The 17,191-nt window shown below is 74.7% G+C and carries 17 protein-coding genes and 1 pseudogene; 8 read left to right on the top strand and 10 right to left on the bottom strand.

Annotation, left to right across the window (positions count from 1 at the left end):
• Together ACFVUY_RS39770 and ACFVUY_RS39765 are read left to right on the top strand one after the other, a co-directional pair.
• Window positions 1-171: pseudogene (locus ACFVUY_RS39770) on the top strand (lytic transglycosylase domain-containing protein); the annotation flags it as partial.
• 420 nt (window positions 172-591) lie between these two features.
• A complete protein-coding gene (locus ACFVUY_RS39765; protein ID WP_387736910.1) occupies window positions 592-1,236 on the top strand; it encodes a transglycosylase family protein in 645 nt (214 codons plus the stop codon).
• Window positions 1,237-1,328: 92 nt separating this feature from the next.
• On the opposite strand, the gene ACFVUY_RS39760 is transcribed toward ACFVUY_RS39765, so the two are convergent.
• A complete protein-coding gene (locus tag ACFVUY_RS39760; protein WP_387694324.1) occupies window positions 1,329-2,087 on the bottom strand; it encodes a DeoR/GlpR family DNA-binding transcription regulator in 759 nt (252 codons plus the stop codon).
• Window positions 2,088-2,136: 49 nt separating this feature from the next.
• Between ACFVUY_RS39760 and ACFVUY_RS39755 the strand changes: the two genes are divergently transcribed.
• From ACFVUY_RS39755 to ACFVUY_RS39745, 3 genes are all read left to right on the top strand, one after another.
• Complete coding sequence (locus ACFVUY_RS39755) at window positions 2,137-2,520, top strand: DUF4406 domain-containing protein (RefSeq protein ID WP_387736909.1); 384 nt, start codon at window positions 2,137-2,139, stop codon at window positions 2,518-2,520.
• Window positions 2,517-3,215 carry an NUDIX domain-containing protein gene (locus ACFVUY_RS39750; RefSeq protein ID WP_387736908.1) on the top strand — a complete coding sequence of 233 codons (699 nt, stop codon included), beginning with the start codon at window positions 2,517-2,519 and terminating at the stop codon, window positions 3,213-3,215. The genes ACFVUY_RS39755 and ACFVUY_RS39750 overlap by 4 nt, the downstream gene beginning before the upstream one ends.
• Before the next feature lie 157 nt (window positions 3,216-3,372).
• Complete coding sequence (locus ACFVUY_RS39745) at window positions 3,373-4,716, top strand: hypothetical protein (RefSeq protein WP_387736907.1); 1,344 nt, start codon at window positions 3,373-3,375, stop codon at window positions 4,714-4,716.
• A gap of 115 nt (window positions 4,717-4,831) precedes the next feature.
• On the opposite strand, the gene ACFVUY_RS39740 is transcribed toward ACFVUY_RS39745, so the two are convergent.
• Window positions 4,832-6,166 carry an alpha/beta fold hydrolase gene (locus ACFVUY_RS39740; RefSeq protein ID WP_387736906.1) on the bottom strand — a complete coding sequence of 445 codons (1,335 nt, stop codon included), beginning with the start codon at window positions 6,164-6,166 and terminating at the stop codon, window positions 4,832-4,834.
• Between the two features lie 67 nt (window positions 6,167-6,233).
• On the opposite strand from ACFVUY_RS39740, the gene ACFVUY_RS39735 reads away from it, so the two are divergent.
• Complete coding sequence (locus tag ACFVUY_RS39735; protein ID WP_387694329.1) at window positions 6,234-6,815, top strand: TetR-like C-terminal domain-containing protein; 582 nt, start codon at window positions 6,234-6,236, stop codon at window positions 6,813-6,815.
• Between the two features lie 20 nt (window positions 6,816-6,835).
• On the opposite strand, the gene ACFVUY_RS39730 is transcribed toward ACFVUY_RS39735, so the two are convergent.
• The 7 genes from ACFVUY_RS39730 to ACFVUY_RS39700 form a co-directional block, all read right to left on the bottom strand.
• Entirely contained in the window at window positions 6,836-7,669 is an 834-nt protein-coding gene (locus tag ACFVUY_RS39730; RefSeq protein WP_387736905.1) for an ABC transporter permease subunit, read from the bottom strand.
• Window positions 7,666-8,661, bottom strand: a complete 996-nt coding sequence (locus tag ACFVUY_RS39725; RefSeq protein WP_387736904.1) for an ABC transporter ATP-binding protein — start codon at window positions 8,659-8,661, stop codon at window positions 7,666-7,668. Before ACFVUY_RS39725 ends, ACFVUY_RS39730 begins: the two co-directional genes overlap by 4 nt.
• A 156-nt stretch (window positions 8,662-8,817) precedes the next feature.
• Window positions 8,818-10,245, bottom strand: coding sequence for an RtcB family protein (locus ACFVUY_RS39720; protein ID WP_387694332.1), 1,428 nt, complete (start codon window positions 10,243-10,245; stop codon window positions 8,818-8,820).
• A gap of 50 nt (window positions 10,246-10,295) precedes the next feature.
• Window positions 10,296-10,751, bottom strand: a complete 456-nt coding sequence (locus ACFVUY_RS39715; protein WP_387736903.1) for an archease — start codon at window positions 10,749-10,751, stop codon at window positions 10,296-10,298.
• Window positions 10,752-10,877: 126 nt separating this feature from the next.
• Window positions 10,878-12,116, bottom strand: coding sequence for a styrene monooxygenase/indole monooxygenase family protein (locus ACFVUY_RS39710; protein WP_387736902.1), 1,239 nt, complete (start codon window positions 12,114-12,116; stop codon window positions 10,878-10,880).
• A 239-nt stretch (window positions 12,117-12,355) separates the two neighbouring features.
• Window positions 12,356-13,108: a thioesterase II family protein gene (locus ACFVUY_RS39705; protein ID WP_387694335.1), complete on the bottom strand. Its 753-nt coding sequence runs from the start codon at window positions 13,106-13,108 to the stop codon at window positions 12,356-12,358.
• A gap of 193 nt (window positions 13,109-13,301) precedes the next feature.
• Window positions 13,302-13,907 carry an AAA family ATPase gene (locus ACFVUY_RS39700; RefSeq protein WP_387694337.1) on the bottom strand — a complete coding sequence of 202 codons (606 nt, stop codon included), beginning with the start codon at window positions 13,905-13,907 and terminating at the stop codon, window positions 13,302-13,304.
• A gap of 195 nt (window positions 13,908-14,102) precedes the next feature.
• Here ACFVUY_RS39700 and ACFVUY_RS39695 point away from each other — a divergent pair, with 195 nt between their 5' ends.
• Both ACFVUY_RS39695 and ACFVUY_RS39690 read left to right on the top strand, forming a co-directional pair.
• Window positions 14,103-15,653, top strand: a complete 1,551-nt coding sequence (locus ACFVUY_RS39695) for an AMP-binding protein (RefSeq protein WP_387736901.1) — start codon at window positions 14,103-14,105, stop codon at window positions 15,651-15,653.
• Between the two features lie 166 nt (window positions 15,654-15,819).
• A complete protein-coding gene (locus ACFVUY_RS39690; RefSeq protein ID WP_387736900.1) occupies window positions 15,820-16,002 on the top strand; it encodes a hypothetical protein in 183 nt (60 codons plus the stop codon).
• Window positions 16,003-16,148: 146 nt separating this feature from the next.
• On the opposite strand, the gene ACFVUY_RS39685 is transcribed toward ACFVUY_RS39690, so the two are convergent.
• Complete coding sequence (locus ACFVUY_RS39685) at window positions 16,149-17,135, bottom strand: ABC transporter ATP-binding protein (protein WP_359903773.1); 987 nt, start codon at window positions 17,133-17,135, stop codon at window positions 16,149-16,151.
• Window positions 17,136-17,191: the final 56 nt, after the last annotated feature.

Below are 17,191 nucleotides of genomic sequence, written 5' to 3'. Positions count from 1 at the left end.
GGCTCCTACGGACTGGGCCAGGCACTGCCGGCCTCCAAGATGGCCTCGGCCGGCGCGGACTGGAAGACCAACCCCTCCACCCAGATCAAGTGGGCACTGGACTACATGAACACCCGCTACGGCAGCCCGAACGCCGCCTGGAACTTCTGGCAGTCCCACCACTGGTACTAAGCCGACACACCGGCTTCCCCCCTCACCCCGGGGGCCGGACAGGGACCACCGGAGTGACCCACGAGGGCCTGCGCCCGCGCCTCCCGCGCGGACGCAGGCCCTCGTGCCCGTTCCACGACCCCCCGCACACACCGACCGGAAGAACCGGCCCACGACCGCCGCCTCGCACCGGGCCCGTTGATGGTGGCCCAATGGTCGGCCGGCTCCCCGAGATCTGACGTTCGCCCACCTCCCCATCGGTACGGGCGATGTGACTGCCCACCCGGTGGAGGTACGCGGCCGGGGGTGGCGTTCGAGTGGTGTCGAACCGCCGCCCGGACGAGATCCCGCCCTGTCGGCACCTGTCGGCGCCCCGCCTTGTGCATGGGTGGAGAGGGCATTCCGATGCCCGGTCCCTGTTCCCGAAGGTGCGGAGCTTTCATGTCACCGCTGTCCGTGGTCCGTCGCCTGGTCCTCGCCCTCCTGCTTCCCCTGCTCGCTCTCGCCGGAGTTGTCGGCAGCGCCACGGCGTCGTCCGCCGCGGGCGCCGCCACGGGAGTCCGGACGGGCGTGGACTGGGACGCCCTCGCCCGGTGCGAGAGCGGAGGGCGCTGGAACATCGCCACCGGGAACGGCTACTACGGCGGACTGCAGTTCGACGCGGCGACCTGGCGCTCCAACGGAGGCCTCGGCTACGCGCCCCGCGCCGACCAGGCCACCCGCGAGCAGCAGATCGCCGTGGCCGAGAACCTCGCCGCACGCCGCGGCCTGGCCCCGTGGCCGGCCTGCGGAAGGCGTGCCGCCAACGGCGGCGACCACGCCGTCGAGCACGCCGCCCGCGACCACCGCCCGACACAGGCACGGCCCCACTCCCCCGTGCCCCTGCTCCGCGCCGACGACGACGCCTCGGACGACGTGAACGACGATTCGGACACCTGGACCGTGCGCCCCGGCGACACCCTCAGCGGCATCGCCCAGACCCTCGGCGTCCCGGACGACTGGCCGGCCCTCCACGAGCTGAACCGCGAGGTCATCGGTGACGACCCCGACCTGCTCCTGCCCGGCCAGGTCCTCGCGCTGCGTTGACGAACGTGAACGAACGCGAACGAACGTGCACGCCCCTGCCGACTCCTCCGGCCCCCGGCCGAGCGTGCGATCCGGTGTTCGCTCCGTAGCTGTCAGCCGGCCGCCAGGATCTCCACACCGCGCGTCGCGAGTTGCCCGAGGACCGGGTGGCCGGGATCGGCGTCGGTGATCAGTCCGCTGATGTCCTCCCAGGGCAGGACGCGGAACCGGGAGGCGGTGCCGATCTTCTCGGACGAGGCGAGGACGTAGGTGTCCGCGGCCCGTGCGGCCAGGGCGCGTTTCATCGCGGCCTCGTCCGCGTCGCCGGTGGTCAGTCCGGCTTCGGGGTGCACGCCGGTGACGCCGAGCAGGCACAGGTCGGCCGAGACGTTCTGGGCGGCCTCGACGGCGGCGGCGCCGCAGGTGACCGCCGAGTGCTTGAAGAGGCGGCCGCCGAGCAGGAAGACCTCGGCCCGGGCATGGTCGAGCAGCGCGGCCGCGATCGTCGGGCTGTGGGTGATCACGGTGCAGGCCAGGTCCGGCGGGAGGGCGTGGGCGACGGCGAGCGCGGTGGTGCCGCCGTCCAGGATCAGGGCGCCGCCCGGCCGGACGAGCGCGGCGGCGACCGCGGCGACCAGCCGTTTGCCGTCCGGCGTGACCGATTGCCGGGCCGCGTAGTCCGCGACGGCCGGGGAGACGGGCAGGGCCCCGCCGTAGACGCGCTGGCAGAGTCCCTCGGCGGCCAGGTCGCGCAGGTCGCGGCGCACGCTGTCCTCGGAGATGCCGAGGCCCGCGGCGACGTCCTTGGCCACGATCTTGCCCTCGCGGGCGAGCAGGCCCAGCAGGTGGTCACGTCTCTCGGCAGCCAGCATCCGTACTTTCTCCTGTTCTTGCACGTTTCTGCGTGTATCGTAGCGCGCCATGACCGAGAAGCCCATGCTCGTCCTCATCGCCGGCCCGTACCGCTCCGGAACCGACGGCGACCCACAGGCCATGGCCGCGAACCTCGCCCGCCTCGAAGCAGCGGCCTGGCCGGTCTTCGCGGCCGGCCACGTCCCGGTGATCGGGGAATGGATCGCTCTGCCCGTGCTGCGCTCCGCCGGTGCGGGGCCCACCGACCCCCTCGCCGACCAGGTCCTCTACCCGACCGCCGACCGCCTGCTCGCCCACTGCGACGCCGTGCTCCGGCTTCCCGGCGACTCCGCCGGCGCCGACCAGGACGTCGCCACCGCCCGCAGGCGCGGCCTGCCCGTCTACCACGACGTCGCCGACCTCCCGCGCCACGTCCCGCAGGGGACGGCGTGACCCCCCGCCCCGGGACCGACATCCCGGACCACCGCGGCCGCACCGGCCTCGACCGCGCCGGACGCGACCTGACCCGCAACCCCGACGTCGTGGTGCGCGACGTGGAGCTCACCTCGCAGGGCTGGCACGTCCTGCGCCGCACCACCTTCGACTACCGGCGCCACGACGGACGCTGGGTCACCCAGCAGCGCGAGACCTACGACCGCGGAAACGGCGCGGTCGTCCTGCCGTACGACGCCGAGCGCGGCCTGGTGCTGCTCACCCGCCAGTTCCGCTACCCGGCCTACGTCAACGACCACCCGGACGGCATGCTCGTCGAGGCCGCCGCCGGACTGCTCGACGGCGACGACCCGCTCGCCGCCGTCCGGCGCGAGAGCGCCGAGGAACTCGGCGTCACGCTCGGCCCGCTCACCCACGTCCTCGACGCCTACATGAGCCCCGGCTCCGTCACCGAGCGCCTGCACTTCTACGCCGCCCCCTACACCCCGGCCGACCGCACCGGAACCGGTGGCGGACTCGAGGAGGACGGTGAGGACATCGAGGTGCTCGAACTGCCCTTCGCCGACGCCCTCGCCATGGTCCGCGACGGACGCATCACCGACGGCAAGACCATCCTGCTCCTGCAGTGGGCCGCCCTGGACGGGCCCTTCGCCGCCGCGCCGGCCGTCCGGTCCGGAGCGGCCGAGGGCTCGTGAGTCACGGGCCGTGCGCCTTGCCCGGCGACGTATTCTCGATCGGTTTCCGCCCGAACCGTTGACCGTGGGCGGCGTGCGGCGCTTGGCTCTCCTCCGGGCCCGCCGACACGGGGAGCGGAGGCGGGCCGGACCAACCATCCGGGGAGGACGCATCACCATGCAATCGACGAACCGAACGACCCGCACGCGTCGGCTGGCGCGCGCCGCCGGCGTTCTCGCGGTGGCCGCCGTCGTCACCGTCACCGCCGCACCGGCCCAGGCGGCTCCGTCCTGGGGCCCCGTTTCCCGGGTCGACCTCGGCGTGGACGGCGCCCTGGCGAACCGGCACTCCACGAGCCTGGGCATCAGCGGCAACGGCCGCTACGCGCTGTTCGGCTCTTCCGCGACGAACCTGGTGCCGGAGGCCGCGAACCTCGGCTACGGCCTGTACGTCCGCGACCTGCGGACCGGCCGGACGGAACTCGTCAGCCGCACCGACGACGGCACCCCGCTGACCTCGATCACCGAGACGGCGGGGATCAGCGGCGACGGCCGCTACATCGTGTTCTCCGCCGAGGCGAACGGGGTGTTCAACGTCTACGTCCGCGACCGTGTGAAGGGGCGCACCCGCCCCGTCACCACGGGAACCGCGTCCGCCGAGGGCGGGGGCGACCACGGCTCCTACCAGCCGGTCATCAGCGCCGACGGGCGGCGCATCGCTTTCATGTCGGCCCGCGACGACGTCGTGCCGGGGGCTCCCGTCACCCCGGACACGCGGAACGTCTACGTCACCGACCGCGCCACCGGCGCCACCCGCCTGGTCAGCCTCGGGGCCGACGGGCACGCCGCCGACGGCGCCTCGGAGCACCCGACGATCAGCGGGGACGGCAGGACGGTCGGCTTCGCCTCCCGGGCCACGAACCTCCTGCCGGCCACCGACCACGGCACCGCCGGCCTGCTCCGGCCGCGCTACACCACCCTCTACGCCACCGACCTGCACAGCGGCACCACCGTCCTCGCGGGCCTCGCCGCCGACGGGACGCCCGGCGCGGCGGACGCGACCCTCCGTCTCAGCCGCGACGGCCGCTACGCGGCCTATGCCCTCGGCGCGAGTCCGCTGCCGGGCGGCAAGTCCCGCACCGAGCTCTTCGTCCACGATCTGCGGACGGGCCGGGTCCTGAGCATCAGGACGTCCGCCAACCCGGACGCGATCTGCTGGGCGGACCCGTCGGCGGCCGTCACCGCCGACGACCGGTGGATCTACTTCTCCGGCGGCTGCTCCGACACGATCATCCGGGCCGGCGAGGCGCGCCACGACCTGTACCGGCAGGACCTCAGGACCGGGCGCACCGAGCTCCTCACCACGACTCCCGACGGCGCGCCGCAGGACGGTGCCGCGAGCGGGCCGTTCGTGACCGACGACGGCAGGACGGTGCTGTTCGGCGACAACAGCCCGAACCTGCTCCCGGGCGGCGAGGGCTCCGACTGGCACGTCTACGTCCGCTCGCTGACCCACGGGTGACGGACGGCCGGGCGGCGGCTGATCAGCGGCCGCCGATCGAGGCGCGGCACACGCGGCGGCCGCCCGGCCCGGCGGTGGAGGCGGCCTCCGGGTGTCGCCCGGGGCCGCGAGGCCTTCACTTGCGGTCGCGCAGGAACGCGGGGATCTCGTCGCGGGTCGGATAGTTCGGCAGGGGTGCCGGCTTGTCCTGGAGGAACGCGGTGATGACGGCGGCGGCTCGGTCGTTGTTGTCGTCCAGGCCGTTCCACATGTGGTGTCCGACCCCGGGCAGGTACTGCGTGCGCTGGACGGCGGGGTCATCGGCCAGGACGGCGGTCTCCCATTGACGGACCTGGGAGGAGCACTCGGCGATCATCAGCATCGCGGGGGTCCGGGACTGGCGCAGTCGCGGTGCGATGGAGGGCGAGTCCTTGACCGTCTGCTGGATCCGGAGGCTGGCGGCGGGGCTGAAGGAGAAGTTCTGTGCGGTGTCCTCCACAGGGATGCGGTGCGCGTCGCGCGCGCAGTAGGCGGATGCGGTGTCGCTGCCGAGGTCGGCGGCGGTGAACGCGTTGTCGCCCTCGGCCTGTCCGATGAGCCCGGTGTCGGGGGTGAGGAGTCCGAGTCGCATGAGGCCGAACGCTGCTGCGTAGCGCGGCATGTGTGTCGACCGCGGTCCGGTCATGTCCGGCGCGAGGCCGCGCGCGGACGGTCGGCCCTCGGGCCCCTCGATGCGGGCGGCGGGGCCGTCGACCGGTCCGGGTTCGGCGATGATCGCCCGGTGCAGGCGTTCGGCGGCGCCCGGGTCGGCCAGGGCTCGCGTGAGCACGACCGCGCCTGCCGAGAATCCGAGGATGTCGACCTTGCCCTGGTCCAGGCGGTCGACGAAGGCGGACAGGTCGCGCACCGACCTGTCGATCGTGTACTGGCCCATGGGAAGCAGGTCGCTGCGCCCGGCACCGGCCGGCTCGTAGGCGTAGACGTCGTAGCCCTGTCCCGCCAGGAGCTGCAGGAACCGGTGATCGAGGAGCGAGATACCGCGAACCGGCCCGCCGTTGAGGTAGACGAGCGGTGTGGGGTGCCGGGTGCCGGCGTTCGCGGGCGGGTAGTGGTACACCGCGACCCGGCTGCCCGTGGCCAGGCTCCAGTGCTGGGTGGCCACGAAGGGCAGGGCGGGCGGATGCCGCCGGTCCGTGGGCACGGTCGGTATGAGGACCGGCGCCGTCAACGCCGCCGCGACGACCACCGGCAGGAACGGCCCGAGCCGCGCCGCCCGGGTGCGGCGCCGGCCCCGCCACAGTGCGGCGGCGCCCCCGGCTCCCAGGGTCGTGAGCCATGCGCCGAGCCCCGATCCCGCTCCGTCCGTGAGGACGATCGTGGCGAGGAAGACGACGACCAGCGTCGCGACGGCGACCAGGGCCCGCAACAGGCGTCCGGTGAAGCGGGCGAGGGGTGGGGCGAACGTGGGCACGGCAGACCTCCGTCGTTTCGGAACACTGTTTCAAAACGACGTTATCAAATGCGCTAGGCTTCTCGTCATGGGTAGGCCGAGAACGAACGACGCGACCGTCAAAGAGCGACTCGTGGAGTGCGCGACCGAACTGCTCGCCACCCGTCCGCAGGAGTCGGTCACGGTCCGCGCCGTGGCCACGGCCGCCGAGGCGTCGACGACGGCGGTGTACTCCTTGTTCGGCGGCAAGGACGGGCTGATCGGTGCGGTGCGCGACAGAGCCGTCGCCGGCCTGTTCCACGACCTGTCGACGGCGCCGACCTCCGCGGACCCGCTCGCCGACCTCTACGCGCTGGCCGTCGCCTACCGTCACTGGGGGCGCGGGCACAGCCACCTGTACACGGTGCTGTTCGGCGGTGTGCAGTCCTTCGACCCGTCGGGGGAGATCGGTGCCGGTGACCCGATCCGCCCGCTCCTCGCGGCGATCGATCGCGCGTTGGAGGCGTCCGTCCTCGTCGGCGAGGCAGCGTCGATCGCCCTGTCGATCTGGGCCACCCTGCACGGGCTGGTGACCCTCGAACTGGCCGGGGCCCTCGACCCCGCCACGGCCGAGGCCGCGTTCCGACCGGCGATCCACGCCGTGTTGCGCGGATGGACGACCCGCGCCTGAGGCCGGCCGGGCGGCCCGCCTCAGGCCGCCAGGTCCCGGCGTTCCAGCAGCCGGAAGGCCGCCGCCAGCCCGAGCAGCCCCACCCCGATCAGGACGCCGAAGGCCGCCCACGGCACTCCGCCGTGGCCGAGCACGTCGCCCGGCGCGTAGTAGTGGAACGGGCTGAGGTAGCGCAGCGGCCTGGCCGGGGACCAGGCCAGCGCGACGAAGTTGAGCGCGAAGCCGACCGCGCCGAACGCGACGGCCGCGCCGATCACGTGGGCCCGCCGCCGGCTGATCGCGGAGACCGCCAGCACCGGCCCGGTCAGGCAGAACGCGAGGGCGCAGCCGAGCAGTCCGGCGGTGAACACCGCGCTCAGCGGGACGGCGGCACGCAGGGGGGCGGAGGCCGCCACCCCGAACGCGAGGGTCAGCGTGGCGGCGGCGTTGAGCAGCACCGTGGCGGCGATAAGGGCGCCGGCCCGTTCGGCGAGCAGCCGGCGGCGGGAGACCGGACGGGTCATCAGCAGCTCGATGGTCCCGGACTCGACGTCGGCCGCGACGGCGGCAGCGCCGAGCGAGCCGATCACGGTCAGCTGGAGGGCGATCCAGAACGGGTGGGTGAGTCCGGCGCCGAGCAGACCGGGGTAGCTGGCGATGGAGACGTCGCCGTTGGAACCGCTGAAGGCCTTGAACGCGCCGGGCGGGGTGCGGCGTTCGCCGAACAGGTCGCCGGTCGGGACGGTCCCGGCGATCACCACGATCAGGGTCTCGAAGACGACCATGCCGAACAGCAGGGAGAGCAGCATCCGGCGCCGCCGGTGCAGGGCGAGCCAGACCAGCGGGAGGCGGCGGTTGACGGTGCCCGGTTTCACGGCCGCTCCTCCGGTTCCGGCGGGCTGCCGCCGTTCGCGTGCTCCTCGGCCCCGACGGACCGGTAGAGGTCGAGGAAGGCCTCGTCCAGGCCTGCCTCCTCCACCGTCAGGTCGGCCACCGGCTGTTCGGCGAGCAGGTCGCGCACCGCGGCGACCACCTCGTCCGGTGGCACCAGCAGCTCGACCCGGGGGCCGTCCCAGCGCGGGGACCAGCGCTCCGCGGTGCCGAGCGGCCTGGCGCCGCGCCCGTCGTCGAGGAGCAGCCGGACCCGGCGGGCCCGGGCCTGGCGCAGTTCGGCCACCGAGCGGACGGTGACCAGCCGCCCGTGGCGGACGATGGCGACCCGGCCGCAGGTCCGCTGCACCTCGGGCAGCACGTGGCTGGAGAGCAGGACGGTCCGCCCGGCGGCGGTCTCCTCGGCGAGCAGTTCGTAGAAGGTCTCCTGGACCAGCGGGTCGAGTCCCTCGCTCGGTTCGTCCAGCACCACCACCGGCGGCCGGTGCTGGAGCGACTGGACGAGCCCGAGCTTCTGCTTCATGCCGCGCGAGTACTGCCCCACCGGCCGGGCCAGGTCGGCGCGGGAAAGCTTGAGGCGATCGCACAGCTCCTGCTGGCGCGGTACCGGCGCGCCCTGGAGGGCGGCGAGCAGGTCGAGGGTCTGCTGTCCGGTGAGCTCGGGGTAGAGCCGCAGTTCGCCGGGCAGGTAGCCGATCGAGGGGGCGAGCCGGCCGTGGTCGGCCACCGGGTCCAGGCCGAGCACCCGCACCTGCCCGTCGCTGGGGCTGAGCAGGCCGACCAGGCAGCGCAGCGTGGTGGTCTTCCCGGCGCCGTTGGGGCCGAGCAGGCCGAACACCTCGCCGGCCTCGACCGACACGTCCAGCTGTTCGATGCCGACCGTGCCGCCGTAGCGTTTGGTGAGCGAGCGCAGTTCGATCACCGGGCCGTCGCCGGCGCCCCGGCGGTCGACGGCTGGCTCCGGGTTCCCCGGCATGACCACCTCCTGTGACGGACGCTCCCGTGACGGGCGCGCTCCGGTGACGGATGCGCTCCGGTGACGGACGCGTCCGACATCAAAGCGCGCCCGGCCGGGCGAGTCGAGGGACGCGCCCGGACCGGTGCGGCGAACTCACCCCTCCCTCCCCCGGGCTCACCCCTTGCACACGCCCAACGGCACCAGCCGGGCGACCTGGCGGGCGAGCCCGGCGGCCTCCGTGACGGCGGCCACCGCGTCGACGTCCTTGTACGCCTCGGGCGTCTCCTCGGCCAGTGCCCGCCAGGAGGCCGGCCGCACCGCGATGCCCCGTGCCTCCAGCTCGCTCTTCAGCCGCTCACCGCGCACGGTGCGCAGCGCCTGGTGGCGGCTCAGCACCCGCCCGGCGCCGTGGCAGGCGGAGCGGAAGGCCTCGTTGCCGGGCAGGCCGACCATGACGTACGAGGCGGTGCCCATGGTGCCGGGCACCAGCACGGGCTGCCCGGCCGCCACCAGGTCGGCGGGCAGGTCGGGGTCGCCGGGCGGCAGGGCCCGGGTGGCGCCCTTGCGGTGCACGCACAGCGTCCGGAGCTCGCCGTCCACCTCGTGGGTCTCCAGCTTGGCGAGGTTGTGCGAGACGTCGTAGACCAGTTCCAGTCCGACCCCGAGCACGGTGGCGAACGCCCGGCGGGCCGACTCCGAGAGCAGCTGCCGGTTGGCCCGGCCGTAGTTGGCGGCGGCGGTCATGGCGCCCAGGTAGGCCCGGCCCCGCGGGGAGTCGACCGGGGTGCAGGCGAGCTGGCGGTCGGGGACCTCGATCCGGTAGCGGTGGAGTTCTCGGTCCATGGCGCGGACGTGGTCGGTGCAGATCTGGTGGCCGAGGCCGCGCGAACCGCAGTGGATCATGACGCAGATCTGGCCGGGCCGCAGTCCGAAGGCGGCGGCGGTCCCCGGGTCGTGCACCCGGTCGACGGCCTGCACCTCCAGGAAGTGGTTGGCCGAGCCGAGGCTGCCGACCTGCTGCAGCCCGCGCTCGACCGCCCGGGTGCTCACCTCGCCGGGGGCCGCACCGGCCAGCACGCCGCGGTCCTCGCAGCGTTCCAGGTCGCGGGGCACGCCGTGGCCGTGCTCGACGGCGTAGCGGGCGCCGCCGAGCAGGAGTTCGTCCAGTTCCTCCGCCCCGGACAGCCGCCACAGGCCGCCCCGGCCCAGGCCGCGCGGGACGGTGCGGTCCAGCAGGTCCATCAGGCGGTCGAGCCGTTCGCGGTCGAGTTCGTCCCGGCCGATGCCGGACGCCAGCAGCCGGACCCCGCAGGAGATGTCGAAGCCCACCCCGCCGGGCGAGACCACCCCGCCCCGTTCGACGTCGGTGGCGGCGACCCCGCCGATCGGGAAGCCGTAGCCCCAGTGCACGTCGGGCATCGCGTAGGAGGCGCGGACGATCCCGGGCAGCGTCGCGACGTTCGCCACCTGCTCCAGGGCCTTGTCCCCGGCAGCCTGCGGCAGCAGCGCGGCGGTCGCGAACACCACGCCGGGCACCCGCATCGGCGGGCGCGGCTCGATCCGCCAGCGGTTCCGGCCCGCCTCGACCAGTGCGATCTCCACCTCGCTCACCCCGCTCCCGCAGGTCCGGTCCGCTTCGCTCGGGGCCGGGCTCAGACGTCCACGGTGACCCGGCAGGTCCAGCCGTCCGGTCCGGCGCTCAGGTCCAGGTCGTGCAGTGTGACGGCCTTCGGCACGGCGCCGACGAGGGTGGCCGTGGCGGCGTCGGCCATCCGGAAGCGGACCGTCACCCGGCGGGCGCCGTCCAGGCCCTCGATCGGCCCGATCGCCACCGCCACCGGCAGTTCGCCGTCGGCGTCCATCCGGTAGACGACCTCCTCCAGGACGCCCGCGAGCAGGTCCGGGTCGCTCACCGCGAGGACGGTGCAGTCCCGCTCGCCGACGATCCGCGCGCCGCCGAGGTCGGCGAAGCCGGCGACGACGGCGCGCACCAGTTCGCCGATGCAGCCCTCGGCCGTCGGTGCCCAGGCCTCGACCTGCAGGTCGGCCGTGTGCGGCACGCTCCGGTGGCCGACGGCGGACCGGCCCGCGGGCTCGTGTCCGTCCACGGGCGACGCCTCCCGCGCTCGTTGCCGTTCCCTTCCAGCGTCGTCCCGCGGACCGCCTGGCGGCAAGTGCGGGCCGCTGCGCCCGAGTGCGGCTGCGCCCCGACCTCGGCTGCGACCCGGCCTCGGTTACGCCCCGACCGAGGCCAGGTAGGCGGCGGTGAGCTCGGGGGTGGCCAGCCAGGCGGCGTGGTCGCTCGGCTCGGCGTAGGTGTTGGCCAGCCGGCGGCCGACCTCCGGGTGCTCGGCGGCGGCCGCGAACACGGCCTGGAGGTGCTCCGGGACGGTCAGCATCGCGGCCGTGAACTCCACGCTGTGGCGGGACTGCTGCTGCCAGAACCGTTCCGCGCTGCGGCACATCCAGTCGGCCGTGTACGGGGCGTCGCCGTGCTCGACGACCGCCCGGCGGCAGGCCTCGGCCGCCCGGGCGGCGTTGTTGGCGCCCTGGCCCGTGATCGGGTCGGTCACCACCACCGCGTCGCCGAGGCCCAGCACGTGGACGGCCTCCACGCCCGAGCCGAGTTCGGCCACCGGACGCCGGACCACCGGGGTGACGGCACCGAACAGCCCGGCCCCGGCGTCGGTCGGCTCGGCCTGCGTCCAGAGCTCAGCCTCCCAGGGCAGGTACTCGCCCAACAGCTCGCGGATCCGGGCCAGTTGGACGTCCGGCGGCGGGGCGTCGCCGAACGCGTCGAGCGGGCCGCCGGGGATCGCCTCCCAGAGCAGGATGTCGCAGGGGCCGGAGAGGGTGAGCGCCGGTTGCAGGTACAGCTCGCCGAGGCCCGGCAGGGCGTTCATCCGGGCCCTCGGGCCGGCGGCCGGGTCCGGCGAGCCGACGCCGTGCGCGTACAGGCAGGACAGGGCCCGCTGCGGCCGGTCGAAGGGCGAGCGGACGGCGTTGCGCTCGAAGATCCCGGACAGGTCGCCGCGCCCGGCGGCGACCACGGTCAGCTCGTGCCGTCGGGCCAGCTCGTGCAGTCCGGCGCGGTCCAGGGTGCGGTACTCGATCTCGCCGCCGCGCTCGGCCAGCAGCTCCAGCCAGCCGGCCAGCTTGAGCCGCTGGTCCACCGACTGGGCGGGCTCGTCCAGCGTCATGGTGTACTCCAGCGCGCGCACGCCCGGGGGCGCCGCCAGCACCGCCTCCACCGAGGAGACGGACGGCGCCCGGTCCGCCCAGAGGTCCAGCCCGGCGGCCGCCTCGATCCGCAGCGCGGGGCCGAACATCGCCTGGGTGGACAGCACCCGGCCGGCGCGCAGCTGCTCCGGGGTGCGCTCGGCGACCAGCGTCACCCGGTACCCGTCCGCCACCAGCCCGAGCGCGAGCTGGAGGCCGGCCTGGCCCGCTCCGACAACGGCGATCCGGCGCACGGCTGCCTCCCGATGATCTGCTGATGGGCCGTCAACCAGGCACAGTAGTCGAGCGGGAGCGCTCCGGTCACCGGTTCGGGCACGGTCGGTTCGAGGGCCGGCCGGGTGTCCGGTTCGCGGCGCCCGTTCGCGCCGCCGCCGGGCCGCCGCCGGGCCGCCGCAGGGCGCCACCGGGCCACCACAGGACCCGCGGGGTCGCCGCGGTCGGGCCGCCGCTCCGGGTGCCCGCCCGGACCGGCTCAGCCGCGCAGGTGCGCGGTGATCACCTCCACCACGTCCGCGGTCCGGTCGGCCAGGTAGAAGTGCCCGCCCCGGAAGACCCGCAGGTCGAAGGCGCCGGTGGTGTGCCGCTCCCACTGGCCGACCTGGTCGACGGTGGCGTGCGCGTCGGACTCCCCCGCCAGGGCGGTGATCGGCAGCGACACGGTCGCGTCCGGGGCGCTGCGGTAGGTCTCGACGGCCGTGTAGTCGGCCCGCAGGCTCGGCAGGATCAGCTCGCGCAGGGCGGAGAGGGCGAGGACCCGCTCGTCCGTGCCGCCGAGTGCGGAGATCTCGGCGAGCAGTTCGTCGTCCGGCAGCTGGTGGATCCTGGTCGTGCGGGGCAGCGAGGGCGCGCGGCCGGCCGAGACGAACAGCCGCTCGGGCCCCTTCACGCCGTCGCGCTCGAAGCACCGGACCGTCTCGAAGGCGACGGCCGCGCCCATGCTGTGCCCGAAGAAGGTCAGCGGCCGGTCCGCCCACTCCCGCAGTTCCCGGGCGAGCTGCTCGGCGAGCCCGGTCACCGAGCCGATCGTCGGCTCGCCGATGCGGTTCTGCCGGCCGGGGTACTGGACGGCGAGCACATCGGCGTGCGGCGCCAGCGCGTTGGCGTACTCCAGGTAGTAGCTGGCCGAGCCGCCGGCGTGCGGGAAGATCACGATCCGGGCGGGCGCGGAGTCGGACGGGTTGAACCTGCGGAACCACGGATTCTCGACGACGGCGCTGCTGGACATGCGGGGTGCGACCTCTCTCCGTGACGGACTCTGCCGGCCTCAGTCTGGCAGTGCCGGGGGCGGCCCCGGGCCGATCCGGCGATCATGGTCCCCGAGTAGGCCGATTCTCGCCCGTCGCGGGCCCGCTCGCGGCCGGTGGCCGGGCGGCCCCGCCTGCGGCACCCGGCCGGCCGGGCCCGTCCGCGGCCGACGGTCAGCCCGCTCCGAAGCGCACCGTCTCGGCGCGGGCGCGGGAGACGGCGTCCAGCAGCAGCACGGACGAGGCCTCCGGCGTCGGCATCGGGCCGCCGGAGCGCACGTGCCGGGTGAAGGCGGCCAACAGCCCCTCCAGGCCGCGGCGGTGGCGGGCGAAGACCCTGGCGGAGGCATGCCGGCCGCGGGCCCGCTGACCGTCCAGCGCGGTGGCGGCTCCGACGTCGAGCAGCACCAGGTGCAGTTCGCGGCCCTGCCGGCCCGCCTCCCGGGCGAGCCAGCGCCGCATCCAGGCCCGGCTGCCGCAGTCGTGCACCAGCAGCGGACCCCCGCCGCGCACCGAGGAGCGCAGCAGCCGGAAGTGCTCCAGCCGGGCCCACGGCCGGTACACCGCGTAGGGCAGGGCGGCGGGCATCACCGCCTCGCAGGCCTCGTGCACCGTCCGCGGGTCCACCACCCGGACCGCCGCCCCGGACCAGCGGCGCAGCAGCGTGCTCTTCCCGGCCCCGGGCAGCCCGGACACCACCACGACGGCGTCGGCCGGGTAGGCGGTGACGAAGCCCGCCCCGGCCTCGCCCCGCAGATCGACCACTCCGTACGGCGCCACGACCGCGTCCACCCTGCCGCCCACCAGCCCGAGCCCCCGTTCACGTCCGAGCGGGAACCCTAACAACAACCCCGCTCCCGGCCACGGCCCACCCCCGCCCGCGCGCCGGTGCCGGTGGGGCCCCGGTCGACCGCAGTGCATCCGTGGGGCCGGACATCCACTAGGCTGACACGCCGTCAGACAGGAGGGCGGGCCATGGCGGAGGCGGCTCCGACGTACACCGCGCTGGTGCTGGACGGGCTGGCGCGCGATCCCGGCCGGGTGGCGATCCGGTCCGGGGACGGGGCGTGGAGCGCGCAGCAGTGCCTGGACCTGGTCCACCGCGCGGCCCGGGCGCTGGAGCGGGCCGGGCTCGGGCGCGGGGACGGGGTGACGGTGCTGGCCGGGAACCGGCCGGAGGCGCTGCTGGTGCGGCTGGCCGCGAACCTGCTGGGCTGCCGGGTCGCGATGCCGTTCCCGGACGGGCCGGTCGCGGAGCAGGTGGCGCTGGCGGAGTTCGCCGGGACCTCCGCGCTGGTCTTCGACCCGGTCCGGTGCGCGGCGGCGGCCGAAGGGATCGCCCGGGCCGTGCCCTCGGCCGCTCTGCTCTCCCTGGGCCCGGCGCCGCTCGGGCTCGGCACGGACCTGCTGGACCTCGCCGCGGCCTGCTCCCCCGCCCCGTTCGAACCCCGTTACCGGCCCGAGGACGTGATGGCGGTGCGGTTCACCGGCGGCACCACCGGGCGTCCGAAGGGGGTGCTGCGCCGCTTCGCCCGTCCGCCGCGCCCACGGCTGCTGTCCGGGTCGGTGTTCCTGCTGTGCACTCCGCTCTGCCACGGCGGCGGCACCACGGCGGATCTGGCGCTGGCCGCGGGCGGCACGGTGGTGATGCAGGACGGCTTCGACGCGGGGGCCGTGCTGGCGGCGGTCGAGCGGGACCGGGTGTCCCGGATGTACCTGCCGCCGCACCTGTTGTACCGGCTGCTGGACCACCCGCTGCTGCCCAGCACCGACACCGGCAGCCTGCGCCGGGTCGGCTACACCGGCTGCGCGGCCTCGCCGCGGCGCCTCGCCGAGGCGACCCGGCGACTGGGCCGGGTGCTACACCAGACCTACAGTCTGACGGAGTGCGGGCCGGTCGCCCGGCTGGGCCCGGACGAGCACCTGGCACCGCGGCTGCTGGTTACCGCCGGCCGGCCGTACCCGGACACCGGGCTGCGCGTCCTGGACGAGGACGGCGCCGAGCTGCCGCCGGACCGGACCGGGGAGATCTGCGTCCGCACGCCGACCGCCATGGCGGGCTACTGGCGCGACCCGGAGCTGACCGAGCGGGTGTTCAGGGACGGCTGGCTGCACACCGGCGACCTGGGCAGCCTGGACACGGCCGGCTATCTGACGGTGGCGGGGAGGCGGAACCCGATGGCGATCATCGAGGGGCACAATGTGTTCCCCCGCGAGATCGAGGAGCCGCTGCGCACCCACCCTGAGGTCCGGGAGGCCGTGATGTTCACGACCACCGACCCGGACCGCCTGGAGCGGGTGCACGCCGCCGTCGCCCTCGCCCCCGGCTCGCGGCTGACGGCCGAGCAGCTGCACCGGTGGTGCCGGGCGCGCGGCCTCGGCCGATGCGCCCCCGACACACTCCTGCTGCTGCCCGCGATCCCGCTGAACGGGCTCGGGAAGCCGGACCTCCTCGCCCTGCGGGCCCAGATAGACGGCGGCACCGGACGGGCGGCCGCCACCGTGGGGGCGCGCGACGGGGTCTGACGCGCCCTGAAAGTGCTTCGAGCGCCCACGTGGGCGACTTCTTGTGCACCATCCGGCGGGAAGAACCGTCCGTGGGCACTCGACCGTGCGGCCCGGCCTGCCGATACATCCCCGGCGGCGTCGTGCAGGTCAGTGCGGGCCGCACCGTCCCCCAGGAGGCACTACCTTGACCTGGCTACGCGTCCTGACCGCGCTGGGCATCCTCGCCGTGGCGGCCAGTGCCCTGATCGTCTTCGCCCTCTGCACCGCCACCTCACGCGGCGATCGCGCCGCGGAGGAAGCGCCGCCCGACCTCCGTACCGGGGCCGAGGGCAGCGGCCTCTTCCAGCGGATGGGCGGCGACGGCTGACCGTCCCGGGAGGCGGCGACCGCCTCCCGGGACCGGCGCGCTCCGGGCGGATGTGTTCCGGGCGGCAACGCGCTCCGGTCAGCAACGCGCTACGGGTGGGCGCGCTCCGATCAGTGCGCGCCCCCGGTCGGCAACGCGCTCCCGGGTCAGTGCCCGGCGATGTCGTCCGGCCGGACCTCGATGTGGTCGGCCGCGAGGTCGACCGCCACCCGGTGCTCCATGCCGAGCGACTCCAGGAACTTGACCGGCAGCTGCACCCGGCCGCTGCGGTCCAGCATCACGTACTCGCGCTCGTTCACCGACTCCTCGCCGTGCTCGTCCGTCACGGTGCGGCGCAGCACCTCGCTGGCGGTCCGCCCGTCCCGGATCGCGACCGTGCGGCGGACCTCGCCCGCGACCATCGGGTCGTGGGTGACGATCACGACGGTGGCGCCCAGTTCGCGGTTGACGGTGCGGAAGGACTCGAAGATGATCCCGGCCGTCTCCGAGTCCAGCTCGCCGGTGGGCTCGTCGGCGAGCAGCACCGGCGGGTTGTTGGCCATCGCCACCGCGATCGCCACCCGCTGCTGCTGGCCGCCGGAGAGCTCGTTGGGCTTGCGGTGGGCGAGCTCGCCGATCTCCAGGGCCTCCATCAGCTCGGCCACCCGGACCGCCTGCTGCTTCGCCCCGCCGGCGCCGGAACGGCGGCCGCGCAGCTGCATCGGCAGCGCGATGTTCTCGGCGGCGGTGAGGAAGGGCAGCAGGTTGCGGGCGGTCTGCTGCCAGATGAATCCGACCACCTCGCGCCGGTAGCGCAGCCGCTCCTTGACCGACATCTCCAGCAGGTCGCAGCCGGCCACGGTGGCGGTGCCGGCGGTCGGCACGTCCAGCCCGGCGAGGATGGTGAGCAGGGTGGACTTGCCACTGCCCGAGGCGCCGACCAGGGCGACCAGATCGCCCTGGCGGATGGTCAGTTCCAGGCCCTGGAGCGCCTGGACCTCGACCCCCTCCGCGCTGAAGATCCGGACCAGCCGGTCGCAGACGATGGCCGATCCCTCGCCGTACGCCTTGGGCGAGGCGGCGGCGAGGGCCCGCTGCTGGAGCTCCTGGAGGCTGGGGGCCTCGACGACCGTCCGCTCCTGGGGAGTGCTCATCACCGCTCGTCTCCTGTCTCGACTGTCTGCTTCATCGCACCGCTCTCCACTGTCCC

Source organism: Kitasatospora sp. NPDC058063, from assembly GCF_042885395.1.
Lineage (GTDB): Bacteria > Actinomycetota > Actinomycetes > Streptomycetales > Streptomycetaceae > Kitasatospora > Kitasatospora lactacystinica.
This window is presented reverse-complemented; position numbering and strand designations above follow the sequence as displayed.

Bases quoted from the DNA above. Each gene is read 5' to 3' on its own strand.
- ACFVUY_RS39705 (WP_387694335.1), bottom strand. From the start codon at position 13,108: ATGTCCAGCAGCGCCGTCGTCGAGAATCCGTGGTTCCGCAGGTTCAAC.
- ACFVUY_RS39755 (WP_387736909.1), top strand. From the start codon at position 2,137: ATGACCGAGAAGCCCATGCTCGTCCTCATCGCCGGCCCGTACCGCTCC.
- ACFVUY_RS39725 (WP_387736904.1), bottom strand. From the start codon at position 8,661: ATGCCGGGGAACCCGGAGCCAGCCGTCGACCGCCGGGGCGCCGGCGAC.
- ACFVUY_RS39695 (WP_387736901.1), top strand. From the start codon at position 14,103: ATGGCGGAGGCGGCTCCGACGTACACCGCGCTGGTGCTGGACGGGCTG.
- ACFVUY_RS39735 (WP_387694329.1), top strand. From the start codon at position 6,234: ATGGGTAGGCCGAGAACGAACGACGCGACCGTCAAAGAGCGACTCGTG.
- ACFVUY_RS39745 (WP_387736907.1), top strand. From the start codon at position 3,373: ATGCAATCGACGAACCGAACGACCCGCACGCGTCGGCTGGCGCGCGCC.
- ACFVUY_RS39685 (WP_359903773.1), bottom strand. From the start codon at position 17,135: ATGAGCACTCCCCAGGAGCGGACGGTCGTCGAGGCCCCCAGCCTCCAG.
- ACFVUY_RS39765 (WP_387736910.1), top strand. From the start codon at position 592: ATGTCACCGCTGTCCGTGGTCCGTCGCCTGGTCCTCGCCCTCCTGCTT.
- ACFVUY_RS39760 (WP_387694324.1), bottom strand. From the start codon at position 2,087: ATGCTGGCTGCCGAGAGACGTGACCACCTGCTGGGCCTGCTCGCCCGC.